The organism is Paenibacillus nitricinens (assembly GCF_052056485.1).
In the GTDB taxonomy this organism is placed as follows: Bacteria; Bacillota; Bacilli; order Paenibacillales; family Paenibacillaceae; genus Paenibacillus_AQ; species Paenibacillus_AQ nitricinens.
Map to the genome: position 1 here is coordinate 1,840,849 of NZ_CP183948.1, position 17,677 is coordinate 1,858,525.

The 17,677-nt window shown below is 42.9% G+C and carries 14 protein-coding genes; 13 read left to right on the forward strand and 1 reads right to left on the reverse strand.

Annotation, left to right across the window (positions count from 1 at the left end; all coding sequences use genetic code 11):
* Positions 1–6 precede the first annotated feature (6 nt).
* The 13 genes from ACN6KS_RS08140 to ACN6KS_RS08200 all read left to right on the forward strand — a co-directional run bounded on the left by ACN6KS_RS08140 (position 7) and on the right by ACN6KS_RS08200 (position 16,353).
* Positions 7–504 carry a hypothetical protein gene (locus tag ACN6KS_RS08140; RefSeq protein WP_094870537.1) on the forward strand — a complete coding sequence of 166 codons (498 nt, stop codon included), beginning with the start codon at positions 7–9 and terminating at the stop codon, positions 502–504.
* A 17-nt stretch (positions 505–521) separates the two neighbouring features.
* Positions 522–752 (forward strand): EsaB/YukD family protein, encoded by a 231-nt coding sequence (locus tag ACN6KS_RS08145; RefSeq protein WP_179283640.1) that lies wholly within the window; start codon positions 522–524, stop codon positions 750–752.
* A 14-nt stretch (positions 753–766) separates the two neighbouring features.
* Positions 767–1,594, forward strand: coding sequence for a DUF5050 domain-containing protein (locus ACN6KS_RS08150; protein WP_094870535.1), 828 nt, complete (start codon positions 767–769; stop codon positions 1,592–1,594).
* A 5-nt stretch (positions 1,595–1,599) separates the two neighbouring features.
* Positions 1,600–5,460 carry a type VII secretion protein EssC gene (essC, locus tag ACN6KS_RS08155; protein WP_440961767.1) on the forward strand — a complete coding sequence of 1,287 codons (3,861 nt, stop codon included), beginning with the start codon at positions 1,600–1,602 and terminating at the stop codon, positions 5,458–5,460.
* A gap of 39 nt (positions 5,461–5,499) precedes the next feature.
* Complete coding sequence (locus tag ACN6KS_RS08160) at positions 5,500–5,847, forward strand: WXG100 family type VII secretion target (RefSeq protein ID WP_094870533.1); 348 nt, start codon at positions 5,500–5,502, stop codon at positions 5,845–5,847.
* Positions 5,848–5,889: 42 nt separating this feature from the next.
* The gene (locus ACN6KS_RS08165) at positions 5,890–6,189 is read left to right on the forward strand and encodes a WXG100 family type VII secretion target (RefSeq protein ID WP_042125627.1); all 300 of its coding nucleotides are present in this window, start codon (positions 5,890–5,892) and stop codon (positions 6,187–6,189) included.
* Positions 6,190–6,282: 93 nt separating this feature from the next.
* Positions 6,283–7,422, forward strand: coding sequence for a hypothetical protein (locus ACN6KS_RS08170; RefSeq protein ID WP_440961768.1), 1,140 nt, complete (start codon positions 6,283–6,285; stop codon positions 7,420–7,422).
* Between the two features lie 76 nt (positions 7,423–7,498).
* Positions 7,499–8,293 (forward strand): hypothetical protein, encoded by a 795-nt coding sequence (locus tag ACN6KS_RS08175; RefSeq protein ID WP_143812142.1) that lies wholly within the window; start codon positions 7,499–7,501, stop codon positions 8,291–8,293.
* Complete coding sequence (locus tag ACN6KS_RS08180) at positions 8,293–10,224, forward strand: Mbeg1-like protein (protein WP_440961769.1); 1,932 nt, start codon at positions 8,293–8,295, stop codon at positions 10,222–10,224. The genes ACN6KS_RS08175 and ACN6KS_RS08180 overlap by 1 nt, the downstream gene beginning before the upstream one ends.
* A 155-nt stretch (positions 10,225–10,379) precedes the next feature.
* Positions 10,380–11,231: a copper amine oxidase N-terminal domain-containing protein gene (locus tag ACN6KS_RS08185; protein ID WP_094870529.1), complete on the forward strand. Its 852-nt coding sequence runs from the start codon at positions 10,380–10,382 to the stop codon at positions 11,229–11,231.
* A 40-nt stretch (positions 11,232–11,271) separates the two neighbouring features.
* Entirely contained in the window at positions 11,272–13,980 is a 2,709-nt protein-coding gene (locus ACN6KS_RS08190) for a hypothetical protein (RefSeq protein ID WP_440961770.1), read from the forward strand.
* 265 nt (positions 13,981–14,245) lie between these two features.
* Positions 14,246–15,127: an ROK family protein gene (locus ACN6KS_RS08195; RefSeq protein ID WP_256989830.1), complete on the forward strand. Its 882-nt coding sequence runs from the start codon at positions 14,246–14,248 to the stop codon at positions 15,125–15,127.
* A gap of 209 nt (positions 15,128–15,336) precedes the next feature.
* Positions 15,337–16,353 carry an HRDC domain-containing protein gene (locus ACN6KS_RS08200; RefSeq protein ID WP_440961771.1) on the forward strand — a complete coding sequence of 339 codons (1,017 nt, stop codon included), beginning with the start codon at positions 15,337–15,339 and terminating at the stop codon, positions 16,351–16,353.
* An 82-nt stretch (positions 16,354–16,435) separates the two neighbouring features.
* Here the strand turns inward: ACN6KS_RS08200 and corA are convergent, their stop codons facing one another.
* On the reverse strand, positions 16,436–17,371 hold the full coding sequence (gene corA / locus ACN6KS_RS08205; protein ID WP_042125638.1) for a magnesium/cobalt transporter CorA: 936 nt from the start codon (positions 17,369–17,371) through the stop codon (positions 16,436–16,438).
* Positions 17,372–17,677 lie beyond the last annotated feature (306 nt).

Consider the following 17,677-nt stretch of genomic DNA (forward strand, 5'->3'; position numbering starts at 1 on the left):
CTTTGAATGAGAAATCTTGCAATAGGGATATTAGCGATCATTCTGGTTTCGATTGCTGTAGAGCCTTTGGTAGAGATGGGGATTGTATTTCGAGAAAAGGTAGTGCTGAGCACTGCGATCTCTAATGCTTGCCGTGCAGCCAAGGATCGGAGCTTGGAGTATGAACTGCTTCGTGGACTAGATGCAAAAATTAACGAGGAGAGGTTCAAGGAATACTTCTCTGATGCTTTCGAGAGTGCGCTCAATGTATCGGAGCAAAGCCGTGATGATAATACACTCACATTTACATCTAATGATGGAAGATACAATGATTTTACCGTAAGTTTAGATTTTTCTGATGAAGAAAATATGGAGACCGGACAACAGGTATCCGAAGTAGATGTAAAGGCGCAAGCGACCTATAAGTTTAAGACTAGATACTTAAAGCTCGCTGAAGAAGCAGAAAGAGATGTGGGTTATCAATTAATTAGTGAAAGAAATTATATTCTCTCCGTTAAGAATTGATGAAAGGAACTATCGGCATGGACTATATCATGGTGACTCTTCAAACGGATACTGCTCAACGAATTGATCTGAAAGTTCCAGGGTTTGTAGTGATAGAAGATTTGCTAGATATGCTAACAGATTCCCTGAATTTAAAGAAGAGCAATGACCTCAAGCTTCAAGCTGAGCCGCTAGGCAGAATATTAAATAATAATAAAACCTTGGATCAAGAAGGTGTAGCCCATGGCGCACTCCTCACACTTATCTGAGAAGGGGTGATGAAATGAATGGTAACCTGCAAAATGGCGGATTAATTGTGAAAGCTGGAGAAGCGATCTTTATTACGGATATTAAGAATTATTCAGGAACTTATTCCTTGGACAGAGAGAATGCTCAAGCGGAGCCGATTCATTACGAGGGTTTGTTCTGGTTCATGAATGAGGCTGGCCACTCTCTATATTACAGTGATCAGTTAAAGGGTGATGTGCTCTGCAAGCTAGATATTGTAAAGCAGCAGGTAGAGGTCTTGTTAGATAAGCCCTGTTATCAGCTTCGGCGATGTGAAGATTGGATCTACTATATTCACGAAGAGGACCATCGATTGTATCGCTGTGCTACTAATGGGAAACACGATATGAAGTTGATCGATGAGTATGTAGAGAGCTTTCTCTTGTATGAAGGGCAAATCTACTATGCTACGTCAAGTGGGATTAAGCGGAGCACAAAATCCGGTGAGGATAGAGAAAGGATTAGTGAATTGACTACAAGTTCACTGGTCCGAATAGGAAATAAGCTATGTTTTCCAGATCCTAAGAATAGACATTGCTTGACGCTGCTTGATGTGGAGAGTCAAAAGGTAACTATTGTAGACAACATGGATGTCCTTAGTATGAGCACGGATGGCAGATATCTTTATTGTGCTAATCGGTTAAACGGTAACAGTATTTATCGAGTAGACCCAGTGCATGGGGGCAGTATTCGGATATGTGGAGAGAACGCTGATTTCTTGCATGTTCTGGACAATGACCTTTATTTTTGCAGTGGTCGTGAATGGCATCGAATCTCGCTATTTGGTGGAGAGGCGGAGACAATAACCTTTACAGGAAGGTAGATCTAATGAGCTATGAATTCAGTCGTCAGCCCCGTTTCCTACCAGATATGCCCCGGGGAGAAATGGATGTTCCTAATCCACCCATGATCAATGAGAAACCAGAAATCTCTTGGTTCGGAATATTACTTCCACCAATCGTGATGTTGATTATTACCGTATTAATTGCGATGACTTCACAGTCCATTTACTTATTGATCTCGGTTGCAACTACAGTGATGACCTTAATCGGTTCTCTTACAGGAGCGACAACGCAGATTAGAAAATATAAACGGAAAAAGAAGGAGCGAGAAGAGAAGTATCTCCAATTTATAACCGATGTGCGCAGTGAATTATCCATTGCTCGCGAACAACAGATTAAGGCTATGAATGAAATGAGTCCGGAGCCAGCGGAATGTGTGCAGAGGATTATGCGGAGAGATAACAAGCTATGGGAAAAAACGCCTTCCCATAATGATTTTTTGGCTCTGCGGATCGGAGTGGGTAGTGCACCGCTGGAACTGCATATCAATTACACTAAGCAGGCTATCATCCTTGAAACGGACCCGCTTTTGATGGAGCCGCAGAGATTGGCTATGGAATTCGAAAAGGTCTCGAATGTTCCCATAACGGTTAATCTGGTAACCTCCGAAATATGCGGAATTGCCGGTGAAAGCGATAAGACAGCCGAACTTATAAAGCTGATGCTGCTTCAGCTTGTGACTCATCATGGTTATGACGATGTTAGAGTTATTGTTCTTGCCGCGGAGGATGAGCTGGAGAAATGGGATTGGCTTAAATTTGTACCCCATCTATGGGATGACGGCTTCAATATCAGATTTCTCTTATGTGGTAAGGCCATTGCCCATCAGACCTTGTCCGAGATTTATGGCGCTTTGAAGGAGAGAGAGATGAAGTCTTTGGTTGGCGGGGTATTGCCGCATTATCTCTTTATTGTAGAAGATACTTCTTTGCTTGAGAATGAGCTGATCAGTAAATATTTGTACAACGGCAGTGCACAAATTGGGGTATCTACCCTTTTTATCGCCAAGAATTCTGCCTATTTGCCCATGAACTGTAAAACGGTTATTCATTTGAACGGAAAAAGCGGTGAAATGGCCAATCGATTAACCGGAGAGAAGATCGTGTTTACTCCGGACCAGACAGAAATAAAGGACTTGGACCTGGTGGCGAGAAAGCTTGCGCCGCTTCGTATCAAAAATTCAAGTGCTAATTTCTCGCTTCCATCCTCCATCACGCTGATGGAAATGCTGCAGAACGAAAAGGTGTCTGAAGTAAATGTAATGCTGAACTGGACCCGTAACAAAACCTATATGGGTATGAGCGTTCCTATAGGGGTGAGGGCTGGTGGAGAAGCTTTACATCTGGATATGCATGAGACGGGGTTTGGACCCCATGGTCTTGTAGCCGGGACGACGGGTTCCGGGAAAAGTGAACTGCTGCAGAGCATTATCGTCTCTCAAGCCATTCATTATCACCCCCATGATATTGCCTTTGTGCTCATCGATTATAAAGGGGGAGGCATGGCAGATGTATTCAAGGGAATGCCTCATCTGGTCGGTACCATTACGAACTTGGATGGGAATCAAACGACGAGAGCCCTCCTATCTATTAAAAGTGAGCTCATGCGGCGTCAACGTGTTTTCTCAGAATATGGCGTGAATAATATTGATAAATACCAGAAATTATTTTATAGCAACAATATCAAAGGTGATATGCCGGCGATTCCCCATCTGATTATGATTGCGGATGAGTTCGCGGAGCTGAAGCAGGATCAACCTGATTTCATGAAAGAGTTGGTCAGCACAGCGCGTGTTGGCCGAAGTCTTGGTGTTCATTTAATTCTTGCCACCCAGAAGCCTGCTGGTGTAGTGGATGACCAGATATGGAGCAACTCGAAATTCAAAATATGTCTGAAGGTACAGGATGAAGCGGATAGTAAGGATGTTATTAAACGTCCAGATGCCGCCATGATTAAGGAGCCGGGACGAGCGTATATACAGGTCGGAAATGATGAGATCTTTGAGTTATTCCAGTCTGCTTATTCCGGTGCTGATTATGATCCCAAGGGTGAACTGCAGAGACAGGAGAACAAGCCCAAACGAATCTACAAAGTGGCCCTGAATGGTAGAAGCGAGCAGATCTTTCCGCTGGAGGAAGAGAAAATCGCCAAAAACGATTCTACTTCCCAACTGCATGCCATGGTTGAATACATTACGGAGACCGCCAAGCAATATGGGATTTCTCCAATAAAAGGACCTTGGTTGCCGCCGTTGCCTGAACTAGTCTACCTGAATTCATTACTGACGAATAGCTTTGCAAATAATAGCTGGCCTCAGCAGCAGAAGCTGCTCAGTGTGCCGGTAGGAATTATGGATGATCCAAGAAAACAGAAACAGGAAACGGTGGAGATTGATTTTGCATCTGAAGGGAATCTGTTTGTCTATGGAACGCCGGGTACAGGTAAAACCGTGTTCCTCAAAACATTATGTATATCGCTGGCTCTGATGTATCCACCGGATGACGTCAACATCTACATTATGGATTTTGGCGGTAGCTCTCTCAAAGCTATGGAGAAGCTTCCTCATATCGGTGGGGTTATGACACTGGAGCAAGAAGAAAAGATTGACCAGTTTATGCGTTTTGTGTTCAGGGTCATGGAGGAACGAAGAACGTTATTTGAAGCTACCGGTAGTGAGGGATTCAGTGATTATCGTAAAAGTGGACGAAAACTGCCAGCATTGGTAATTATGGTCGACAACTACTTCGCATTATCAGAGACTTACGAAGACTTTGACGCACAAATGGTGCTGCTGGCTCGTGAAGGCTTTAAGTACGGTATCTATATGGTAGCTACAGCTACCAATAGTGCTCTGGTCAGATATAAATTTTCGGTCAACTTTAAGATGGCGGTTAGCTTCCAAATGACGGAGAAAAGTGAATATGAAGGAATTGTAGGAAGAACAGAAGGCTTGGAACCGGTAAAGGTTGCAGGCAGAGGATTAGTACGGGGCAAGCCGCCTTTAGAATTCCAGACTTCGCTTCCTGAATATGAACATACCGCCACGGAGCTCTTATTGGAGAGAATGGAAGCTTTGAATCTTAGCGGAGCAGCTCCAATTCCGATGATGCCTTCTACCATTGACCTGAGAGCACTCAATAAGGATACAGAGATACTAGCAATAGGCTTGGCCAACAATGATTTACAGCCCGTGTTTGTAGACCTTCTCGCAACACCAGTGCTGATGGTAGCGGGAGAGGCTATGTCAGGCAAGAGCACTTTACTTGTATCGTGGATGAAGCTGCTGAGTGATAAACAGGATCTTGAGGTATATGCGCTGGATTCATCCGCTATGGGCATTTATGAACTGATGAAGCAGCCTTTCGTAACGGATATAGCGAACGTGGATGATCTGGATGATTTCATTGATGGGATCAAGGATAAATTGGAATCTAGACGCAACGAGCTTTTCTCTTGCAGGATGTCCGGCGGTGATGTTGGTGCGCTGATGAAACAGTGGAAGCAAATGATCTTTGTCATTGATCGCCTAAGTGAATTTACGAGTGGAGACATGTACATGCTGCATGAGCTGATTGAGCGGATTGTGAAGCAAGAACGCGGCATGAAGGTAGCTGTTCTAGCGGCAGACAATACAAGTGATCTTACCTCTAATTGGGATTCTTTGGGCAAGACCATAAGAGAAGAGCAGACCGGGATCTTGCTGGGTAGAATGAAAGAACAAAATCTGTACAATGTGTCTTTACCTTATGGAACCCAGGAGAAGAGTGGGGAGCAAGGCGATGGCTATCTCATTGTAAAGAACAAATACACGGGACTAAGATGCGCTGTGTTGAGCAAGGACAACTGAGTTGCTGCGGGGATGTGAGTTTAAGATGGAGGTGCAGAGATGTCAGTTAGTCCATCAGAAATTAGGGGAAAGGCTTCACAGATCCATAGACTAGCCAATGAAGTGAATAGTACTTCAAAAAAACTGCAAAGCGAGTACACACAATCGTCTAGTTACTGGACTGGCACAGCTTCTAAAGCGTTTCAAAGTGAATACTATGCGCTGGACCACGAGATAAAGGCCCTGCTTAGAACGCTAGATAGGCTTGGAAGTGGAGTTCAAAGAGTGGCTTCAGAAGTGAGCCGTGCCGAACAGGAAAGAGAAGAGAAGCGAAGACTGGCAGAGAAAGCAGCACAAGAGGTACTGAAACAAAAACAATTGGAAAAACAAAAGCAAAGCCAAAAGTAATGACGAAAACAAAGATTAATGCTTTGAAAGGAGGTGAATAAAATGGCGGGAAACAATCTTACATTTAATCCGGATCAGGCTCTAGGAGTAGCTAAGTCCATTAAGACTAAAGCAAGTAATGCGGATACACTTATCAAACAATTGCAGACTGAAATTCATGCGGTTAGCGGTTGGTGGCAAGGGGAATCACAAACAGCGTTTGTACAACAATTCGACGGACTTATGCCTAGTTTTAAAGAGCTTGTTCTCTGTGTAGAGAATATCAGTAAGAACCTAACGCAAATCGCTAACATCAAGCAACAAGCCGAGCAAGAAATGGCAAGTAAACTGCGCGGAAAATAATGCAGGTATACATAACAAGGCAGATCTTAAACTGTCTGCCTTGTTAGTAGATTTTAATTGGAATGAAATGATTTTTCTTGGGGGGATCTGTAAGTGAAGCTGACTGAACAACAATACATAAAGCTGGCATCCGTTGTAGAAGTAGCAGATGGGCTTGAGCTAACGGATAGTCTAGCCTTTGGTGGTGCAGCAGCCTATGCCTATAAAAATGAGCATGACGATAGATTAATTATCTTTACATATAAAGGCGAAGATTGGCTCGCTGATCTGCAGTCTCTGCTAAGCGGCCAAAGCAGCATGCCGGAGGAAGCCTCAAAATTTGCAATGAAGAACAAAGGAAAGGGAGACTGCCTAGTTACTGGTTATTCCATGGGTGGAGCGTTAGCTCTTTATGCAGCATCGGTTAATGAGGGGATTGGTGGTGTAGTATTCGACGCACCGGGGATCGCAAACATTCTTTCCGCTAAGCAAAATGAAAAGCTTCAGGTTAAAAATATTGTGGCCTACAACAGTCTAGTATCCGCCTTAGGCAAACATAACGAAGAGATTGTATTTGCTAAATCGGGTCTAGAAGGAACAGAATTCATGATCCCTGATTCCCTTTGGCAGCGCTATACCTTTGATTCCAAGGGGAATGTGATTACAGGTGATAAAGGGAATACCTATGCCTTGTTGTCCAAGATTAATACGCTAACAGAAGATCATACGCCTGTTTTTGATGCTGTGATGAGCGGATTTGGAGATACAGTCGGACTAACCGAACGTGCATCTGATCATTTGGGGTATGTGATATTTACCTTAATGGATCAGCTGGATGTAGGGAAAGTGCGAGGTGCAATGATAGAAATCGCCCACAAATATGATCGAATGTTGGATGCAAAGTTCAGTGAGTGGAGAACTGAAATGAATCATATTCCGGAATCCTTCTTATTTGATGATATTCGTGCGAAGTTCGAACATTTATCCGAAGCAGCCATGCTAGAGGCGGCGAAAACGGCAGAGGAGCTAAATGAAATCACACAAGCTGTCTTATCCATCCTTCTGATTTGCAGTCCGGTGGGGGATCAGCTGATGGACCACGTAGAGGAATGGTTGGATAAGCTGACAAATGCCCTCATGGAGCGTATGGAAAAACTAACCAGCCAAATGACGGCGCACCTTGATAAGGTGATTGAAACGTACATGAATCAAATGTTCAAATATCCAGAATTGAAGCTGGATTTTGAATTCTAAGGGAGTTAATAGGATGTCATCATAAAGGAGTGAAGCCGGCATGAAAATTTTTTTTACAAGGAAGGTGTGGACTCTGATGTTGATATTATCAATGTTCAGCTTTATGGGCTGTGCCTCTAAAGATGAGAAAGCGGAAACGAAAATCTTAAGTTCTTTGCAGGAAAAGTATGGTGAGGAATTTGTTCTTGATGGTATAGGCGGCAGCTGGGGAACGATGAACAACAATACTTTGAAGGCGATTGTTCGACCGAAGCATGACGCGACCCTAAAAGTTCCTGTTGAAATCACTAAGGATCTGAAAAAGGTATATGACAAATATCTAAATCAGGCAGTAGCCAAAAATGCAGAACAGCCGATTCAAGAACTAGCAAAAAGAATTTGGCCAGACAGTAAGCTGATCATAGCTAACGATACAGGGTTAACCTACCCTGAACATTCAGATACTGGAATGTCATACAAGGAGTTTTTGGATCATTATCCGATGAACACACAACTAGTTAAAGTTTATTTGAATGCAGATGATTATATGGACGCTAAGGGAAACATGAATTCGCAAGCTGAATCCGAACATTATCTCAGCTTTGCTAATCAGCTTGCGGATAATCAATACATTAATTCTCTAATTTCGATTATTTATCTCACACCAGAGGCTTACGAGAAATTTGAGGAAGCTAAAAAATCAAAAGATACCGTAGATAATTTTTATAGTGACGAAGAGAAAAAGTCAGGCGTTCTAAGTGTGGTGACCAGAGTTGGATACACCCTTGGAATGGATGGTGAAGTTGAAGAGTCCCCCGAGAAAATTCTGGGTTTTATTGAGACCTGGAAAGAAAAAAGAGTGAAGAGCTTGGAGCAGAGAGGAGGACTATAATGGCCGATACTCTTACAGAAGTAGAACTGAAGCAAATTTCGCAGCTCGTTTATTTAGATATATTGGATTCGCAGGGAGTAGATACCAAGCTTTCTGATCAATACAAAAATAATGGCGATAAAATTGCACTCAGCGATGTAATCAAATACTATTCTTCACCCGAGGGTATGCAGAAATTAAAAGAACGTTATCCCAGTGATCTTAACGGAGAAAAAGAATACGAGCAATGGAGTCATCTGCTGCAGCAGATGAATACACCCAAATATCAGAATTGGGAAATCTCCAATGTGGTCTCCAATAATAAGCAAGAGGAATCAGGCTTTGTTGCTTTCACTGTCGATACCCAAACAGGGGAAAAAGTTGCAGCTTTTCGGGGTAGTGAACCCATAGATAACCCACTTTACCGCAATGACTGGAAAAATAACGGCACTACGGCGTATTCCACCGAAGCTATTCAGCAAGCGGAAGCCAGAGAATACATGGAAAGCTTTAAGACCGACGGCAGTTATGATTTATATTTGACCGGGCACTCGCTCGGCGGCAACCTGGCCTTATATTCTTCCTTTATTTTGCCGGAGGATCTGCGTAAATATCTCGTTTCGGCTTCAACCTTCAATGCTCCGGGATTTAATGGAGATGTGCTAGATAAGTTCAAATCGAATATCGATGAAATGAATGAAAACGGAAAAATCAAAGAATTCAGAAATAAAAATGACATTGTTCCGGCCTTGTTTAGAAATCCTTCATCGGGTATTTATATTGATACTAAATCAGAAGGGGAGGCCGGTCTGGCTCATCACTCTCTATTCTCACTGAAGATCGATGAGAACAATGAAACCTTTCAACGTTCTGAATCTCAGACCCGGGCCTTGGTCCCTAACCTCGTGCATAATATTACGGTTGGTTTGGAGGTCGTCCCTGATGTTCTGAAGGTGAGTATGGTTGAAGGGGTATTCAAAGTATTAGATGGAGAAGTGGATCTTCGGCCTTTAGCGTTAGCGGGAATAGCAGTAGTAGGGTTATTAATGGTAACTGTAGGGCCTGTTGCCGTTGTTACGGCAGCCGTAACTGCAGCATTAGCCGTGTTAGTCAGCACTATAAAAGCACTAGTTGCGCTCTATGTGATCGGTTTTGTCATGGACAGTGTGATTCCCTGGATAGAGCAAAAGGTAGAGGACATTAAGGAGAGAGTGGTTTCCTTCTATAATCAAAGTGTTGAATTTGTAACGAACATGGTTATAGAAGCTGTTCGAGTGACTAATTTGATCGGTGATAAAATTGTTGAATTTGCACAAAAAGTGAGACATGCAGTATCCGACTTTATGACCAAATTAAAAGATGGTTTCAATCGGTTTGTGGATAACACCATTCAATATGTAAAAGCTCAAAAGGAATATTGGATTAGTGTAAAAGATAAAGCCATGAAGAAAATGGGCGATATATTCCAAAGTGTAAAATCTAAAATCAAGAAAACCAAGGATGAATTTATCGCTGGCGTCCGCACGATTAAAGATTCAGCGATCAGCAAAATCAAATCAACCATAACAAAAACCATTATGAAGATTGCAGTTGCATCTGCTAGTGTTATTCAAGGCGCCAGGATCTTGGCGAATATGGATAAACTGGAGAGTCTGCAGAAAAGTCTGGTGCGTAAGGAAGAAAACATTGCTGAAGCTGTCGAGAGGATATTGTCCCTAGCTTCTGGAGTAAGTTCCAACGTGGGCGGAGCATACAGTGAATCTTATGTTCAAGCCCAATTAAGAGAAGTTCAGCGTTTAAGCAATGAAGTCCGAATACAGAAAAGTCGTGTAACAACAGCGATAAACAGCAAAACCGCAGGCCTAAGATACACCGTAACAAAATATCGGGAAATCGAATCCAAGATTGTTGCAGCAGCCCGTGCAAGTACTAACACTATGTACCTGAACTAAGAGATGACGTAGTGAGAGGGTGAAGCGATGAGAGCATTGCCGCTTAAATGGTTTGAGGCAAAGGACTGTAACAATGTTGTTAACTCTCAGGCTATGGGTGGGATTTGAATTGGATTCCTAAAGTTAAAGGTAACTAAATGGAGAGGAGCAGTTAAATGAAAAAATTAATGAGTTCGCTGGTAGTCTTGCTAATGGTAACCCTGTTTTCTTCGAGTTTTATTAGTCTCGCAGCAAGTCTTCCATTGAGGGTAGTAGTAAATGGAGAAAAAGTTATTTTTCCAGATGCCCAGCCTTTTATCGATGCTCAGCAAAGAGTCCAGCTTCCGGTTCGCTTTATAAGTGAAGCACTTGGAGCTAAGGTCTTATGGGACAGTAAGGCTAAAAAAGCCACAATCTCGCTTGAAGGCAAAACAATGGGTGTCTATATCGGGAAAAAAAGTTATGAGCTAAATGGAAAAACGAAACAAATGGATACGGCTGCACTATTTAAACAATCAAGAACGTTTGTCCCGCTGAGATTTGTATATGAAGGACTCGGCGTAAACGTGAAATGGGATGATGCCGTGAAGACGGTTTACATCACTACTCCGGGGAATGAGCCTCCTCCAAGCAGCAGCAAGCCTTCAACAGAGCCTAAAGAGGCGACTGTCCATGGATTTAAGATTCCGTATACAGAAATGGGACCGAATAGTGATCCAGCTTATGTATCAGCATCGAAAATGGTAGTTTATGAGACAGTGGACCCAGAACCCGACCAAATCATTATGCAATTTAGCATTAGTTTTACAAAGGTAGGCACAGATCCAGTTCAAGCTATGAATGAAGCAGAAGCCATTCTTCGCCAAAAAATTGAGGGCAATGTCGTTGATTCCATCATGAATTATGTCCGAACCAAAAAGCAAAGAAGTGATGCATTGCCGCTTAAGTGGTTTGAGGCAAAGGAGTTTAAGATTTTTGTTAATTCTCAGGCTATGGGCGAGATTGGAATTGGATTGCAAAAAAAGTAAAGTAAACGATAATCAGATCATTTATGGAATAGGTGACTAAATGAAAAAATCATTATGGTTTAGCTTTATCATTATAATCATTCAAACGCTTGTTACTTCTGTTGTCTCAGCAGAGGCGGGTGATAATATTCCAACAACAACAGCAGAAGTTATTAAACATATCAATGAGGATATGGAAAATTTATATGGTGAGGCTAATTATTATCCTATCCAATCGGGATTCGGTGCGTTAAGAACAGACTTGTTGCAAAAAAACATGGATTCAAAAACATTTAATTTTGATATGGTTTATGGACAAAGCCATGGACCGGTGTTGACCTATAAAAACAATATGTATGCCTATTCTGGATATACAGTTACTGGGGATTCCGTATCTACAGAAGGAGCCCCTTGGTATGCCGGGTGGAGTGGTACCCAAATTCAGAATTTCAACATGATTAAGGAACCATGGTTAAAAGCTGCTTTACTAGGAATTCAAAGAAATGATTTTGATAGATATACCAATACGAACAACGAATATCTACTGAAATCCAAAGGCACTTTTGAACAATCTATTATTACGGGATTAAATGAGAATTATGCAGGGAAATTGTATGAGAAATTTATGTACAACAATCAAAACAGCAATTTCAAAGACAAACCTGTGTATACAAGGGATGCAACCCCGTCTAAAGGTGGACAATGGATAGATTATGTTCACGTCCTACAGCCCCCTACATATCTTTCGTGGGGATCAGGCAGGATTTACATTCAAGGATCGGATGGAAATATTACTTACTTAGGTATTCCTATCGCTCCGTTTATTTTGCAGGCAAATGACCTATCCCCTCATTTCGAAACCATGCCGACCGGCGCAGTAGCGGGACAAGAGGTAACCGTCGGGATCAGACTGAGATCTAGCTTCGCTATCGAGAAAACGACAGATTACGCATGGAAGATCACGAGTAACGGAAAGGAAATCCCTGTAAGATACCACGGTCATGCGTCAACATTAGCAGGTAAAATTACGCTTGCGGCTAATACGGCGGACAAGATTCTTTACGCGACATTTACAATGCCTGAGGAAGATATATACATCCAGTTTAATCTGAATAGGCAGAAGTCACCTAAGGAAGTCATGTACGGAAATAATGAGCTTTACGGATGGATTAAGAAGGTCAACGCGATGCCAACAACCAAAGGCTCCTTTGATCTGGATTACAATGTGTTATCGAGAAAAGTGAAATTCGGGTTAGCAGATGGCGCAGCAATTAAGGCCGTTTTACAGCCGCCATATGCTGATTTCACTTGGAGTGGAAATGCTACCGGTGCTTTGGAAGTAACCAATAATTCGGATGCTATCTATCGCTATTTCCAAGTGAAGAACAATCCGGTGGTTGACGAGGCTGCCAGTACAATCATTAGACAACCCGACATTATAGCTAGTTTGCAGCGCCCTGATTTTGGCGATGATCCGGTTAACGGCAAATGGTATAGTAATCCGGCTCCGTACTCTCCTAATCAAAAGTCGGGCAATATCAGTTTCCAGGGTACCGTGAGCAGAAATTATACGCGTGATTATCAGGTTTGCAGCACCAGTAAGAACGCAGAAGGCCAAGATGTTGAATCTTGTCAAACGTATACGGAGAGTGGAACCACTTCGGCTCCATTTACACCTGGGCAAGATGTCAAAACCATTCGTACTTATATTTATAACGGTCTCGAACAAATCGCACCGAAGCTATACAAGAATTCAATAGACAAGAATCAGGCAGATTCTTTAATCAGAGAGCTCCTCTGGACAAGTGAGCCTTCCCCTTATAATGTAATCCGCTGGATGGCTCATGAAGATGAGAATAAGGTCCTGAAGGAATGGACGAAGGTAAGGGGGAAATTCGAGCGGATCTTTACACAGCAGGCCAGTGCAGACATTGGCTGGAAGGTTGAGAATAGCATGGCTAAAGCTTATAAGAAAGCCAGAGATACCGCTAAAAAAATGCTGAATAACAAATCTGATTACGATAATGCCGTGTTTGCAACCGATAAACAGCTGCAAGGATATGATTATCCGATTAAATCGGGATATTATTTTAACCCTGTTGGAACCTATTCCTTTACACTGGAGACGGTTACGTTTAAGGACACAGATAAAGACACGAAGGACCATAAGGAGCTTGTTGAGGACCTTACGAATTCTTTCCGCTATGAAACGGATCTTATGTATATCAATAACGATAAGGTTGCGGTTAATCTCCGGAATGAACCCCTGAGCAAAAGCGGCAATAACTTTGCAAGAAAGCCAGCAGCTTTATCTGTCGAGGATAACACGGGCGTTAATAACGCGAAATTACTTACGGTTGAGAATAGCTTTACTAAAGAGGTGGAAGAAATTCCATATTCCCAGAATAGAGAAGAGGATGAAGGCACCCATGAATTCTGGAAGAATATACTAGAGGGTTATTCACAATCTAGTACACTGGGAAGCTTCAGCAATTTCAAATACCGTGAATATGTGGGCTTGAATCAGCATATGTACAAGATCACAGAGAAGTCTACGGTGACCATTACGATCAACAAAGACAAACTTCCTGTCTATACTACAGCTGAAATGCCAGACGGCAAGTATTATGTCAAGGCTTGGCTGGCGGATGTGGAGCTGTCTAAGAGTAGCAATGCTTACAAATCTTTAGGCAAGCTGGTCGGCATTAAGCCGCTGGATCAGATTGAGGTTACGGTAAAAGGCTCCATGTTCGACGACTTGAATAACTAAATGACAGCACCCTCCATGCAAAGATGCATGGAGGGTGCTTTGTTAAAAGATAAGAACGTATAAGTTTTACACTATACATTATCCTTAGCTTTCTCTCTTAAACACCTTTTGCGTCCTTATAAGGACGCAAAAGGTGTTTATACTTGTTGTGATAGCGCTTCATTCGACGTATAATTAGGGCTGGTGATTGCTTTTTTTAATGGTATTATTCATTTGTGTATGGGTAGCGTATCAATTTCTAACTAGAGAAAGGGAGATAATTGCTGTGAAGCTATTGGGAGCGATTGAAGCAGGCGGAACAAAGTTTGTATGTGGGATTGGTTATGAGGACGGTACCATTGTTGACCGAGTTAGCTTTCCGACAACAACACCGGAAGAAACGATGGGACTAGTAATAGACTATTTTAAAGAGAAAAATGTAGAAGCATTCGGAATCGGATCTTTTGGACCGATTGATCCCGTACTGGACAGCCCTACTTATGGTTACATAACAACGACACCAAAACCCCACTGGGGACAATATAATCTGGTAGGCACAATGGCTGAACAATTTAACGTTCCGATCGGCTTTGACACGGATGTGAATGGTGCAGCGCTTGCGGAGAGTAAATGGGGAGCGGCTAAAGGTCTGGACAGCTGTCTTTACATAACGGTTGGGACAGGGATTGGAGCAGGAGCGGTTGTTGGCGGCCAGATGGTTCATGGATTGTCACATCCTGAGATGGGACATATTCTAGTTCGTAGACATCCAGAGGATACGTTTGAGGGTTACTGCCCTTATCATGGCGATTGTCTTGAAGGATTAGCCGCAGGTCCGGGGATCGGCAAACGCTGGGGACAACCGGCTGGAGAGCTACCAGTGGACCATCCGGCATGGGAGATGGAAGCTCACTATCTTGCCCATGCACTCATGAACTATGTGCTGATTCTGTCTCCTCAAAAAATCGTAATGGGCGGTGGTGTTATGAAGCAAAGCCACCTATTCCCGTTAATTCGCACTAAGCTGCAAGAGTTATTGAGCGGATATGTTCAACATCCATCGCTTAATGTCGACATCGATAATTATGTTGTCTCACCAGGTCTTGGAGACAATGCAGGGCTTGCTGGAGCGATTGGATTGGCTACATTAGCTCTAGCTAGAAGCTAGTATAAAAAGACATTGACTGTTCGGTAATATATGGTATTGTAGGATCTAACAGTATAGCATTAATGAGGGAGCACCTCTTTCGCGTTTATCGTGAGAGAGGTGCTTTTTTGCGTTCGGGGTCTGATTGCGAAAGGATTTGTTCGCTCCGAGGGAAGCTCTTCCCGGAAGGTTATTGTGCTTGCTGTAAGTTGAGAAAGGTAGGGATGAATATGCAAATTGTATTTATGAACCGTTTATCCAGAATATCTGAAGTGGATCAAGAGGTGTACGCCCAGCTGTGGATTGGAGAGGAAGAGGGGATCTGGAGTCTGGGCTGGCGTGATTTTTCAGGAGGGGAGAATTACATTGAGAATTTATGGTATGAAGGTGGATCTTGGAATGAAATGCTCTGTGTATACAGGCATGAGCTAGCGGTGAAGATGGGAGATGGCTATCGACCCTTAATCGATGGGATATTCCACGAGGAGGATAGTCTTAGCGGACGTAATCAGGAGCAGCTGAAGCTTCAATATTACAGTGAACATTATGGGAATGAAGCCATTTATGAAGAGTTATGTGCTTGGCGCCGTGGTAAGGCTTCGAGTGAACGGAAGGCACCCTATATTCTCGCCAGCAATCGTCTATTGCGCTTGTTAAGTACATTTCTACCGCATACGCCAGAGGAACTGATGCAAATTCCGGGTGTAGGAGAAGGCAAGGTAACACAGTTTGGGGCCGATTGGCTGGCTATAACTACTGCGGTGGCAAGGGAACATTCCTTCCCTCTAAATTGGGTATATGAAGTAATTGAAGAGGAGTCTTTCGTATCTTGGCTTTATAAACAGAAAGAGGTCAAATATAAGAAGCAGCTAGAACGACTTCGCTTGCGGAGGATTATGTTACAGGGGATCGAGAATGGATTGGGCTTGGAACAGCTTAAGGTGAACAGTGGAGTGAACCGGCGTGAACTGATTGAAGCGGTAGAGGAGCTAGAAAGAGAGGGTTATTCCGTCGAGAAGCTGATCCATGTAGAGCTTGGCAATATGCCGCAGCATGAGCAGGATGCGATATGGAATGCCTATGAGGAGCTTGGAGACCTTTTCTTAAAACCGGTGTTACATAAGGTGTATGGTGACGATTTTTCCGCTGCTGAAGGATTGGATATTTATTATGAGCGTCTGCGATTGATCCGCATCCGTTTCCGCCGGGAGCAAACGCATAAGGTAGGCATGGCGACCAGTTTTTAAATTCGCGCATACCAAAAAGACGAAGGCTTCCTTATACCTTTCGGTTACAGGGCCTTCGTCTTGCTTATTCGTCCGGTTCGTTTCATAGCCATTCCTTCTTGCGGAAAACATACAGCATCCCACAGCCTAACGTCAACATAACACCTATAACGCCATAATAGCCATATTTTGTATGAAGCTCAGGCATATGATCAAAGTTCATACCGTAGATTCCGGTAATTACGGTCAGGGGCATGAATATTGTTGTGATCGCAGTAAAAACTCTCATAATTTCATTCGCACGGTTGGCGATACTGGATTGGTATGCCTCTCGTAAGTTGCCCATGAGATCGCGATATGTCTCAAAGGTTTCAGATATTTTAACCGCATTTTCATAAATGTCGCTAAAATATTTCTGCAGCTGATCATCAATCAGACGGAGGTCTTTTTTATTTAGGGTATTGATTACTTCTTTTTGTGGCCCCAGCATTTTCTTCAACCATAGAATTTCACTTCGCAGACCGATAATTTCACTGAGATGTGACTTTTTGGTATGCATGAGAATATCTTCTTCCAGCTTCTCAATCCGAGCTTCAATTCGGTCGCCGACGGAGAAATAGTTATCCACGACAAGGTCAATTAGTAAGTAAAGGAACATATCCGGTTCACTTACTTCTTGCTCCCAGAGCATAGGCTTCAGGATTCGTAGTTCATTGATCTTTTGCTTCGTGACAGTGATGATGTAATGTCTTCCGAGGAATACATTGAGCGCCCGTAGGAAAATTTCTTCATCGTCAAAGCGGATGCTATTTACAACTATAAAGTAGTGACTTTCGTATATTTCGATCTTCGGACGCTGATCCTCTTCGCTAAGGCAATCCTCAACAGCAAGATCATGTAGGTTGAATAAGGGCTGAAGCAGCTCCAAATCCTCAACATCGGCGTCAATCCAATAGAACCCTTCCGTTGGGGGTGTTAGTGTTTCATCAATTTCATCAATAGGTGTAAAAACCCCTGCATTCACCAGCCGGATTTTCATCTGATTTCACTCCTCCTATCCCCAGGTCTTCACTAGGGACTGCTAAATTAAGCACAGAGAAAAAAATCAGCTTGGCCGGGCGTTACAATCAATACATAGGGCCAAATGACGTTTCGAGGGCATGAAGAAGAACTGCTCCCGCCGCCGGCAAGCTGATGATTATCCTGTGTGGTTGCTCATTCTGTACACATATTTGCGAGCTCGGGTCGCCTTCCATTCTTCTTCTCACCTCTTCTTTTCGTTCAGGTATGAAATACTTGTCTAGTATAACAACGGAGTATGCCTCTTTCAAGCAAATTTATTGTG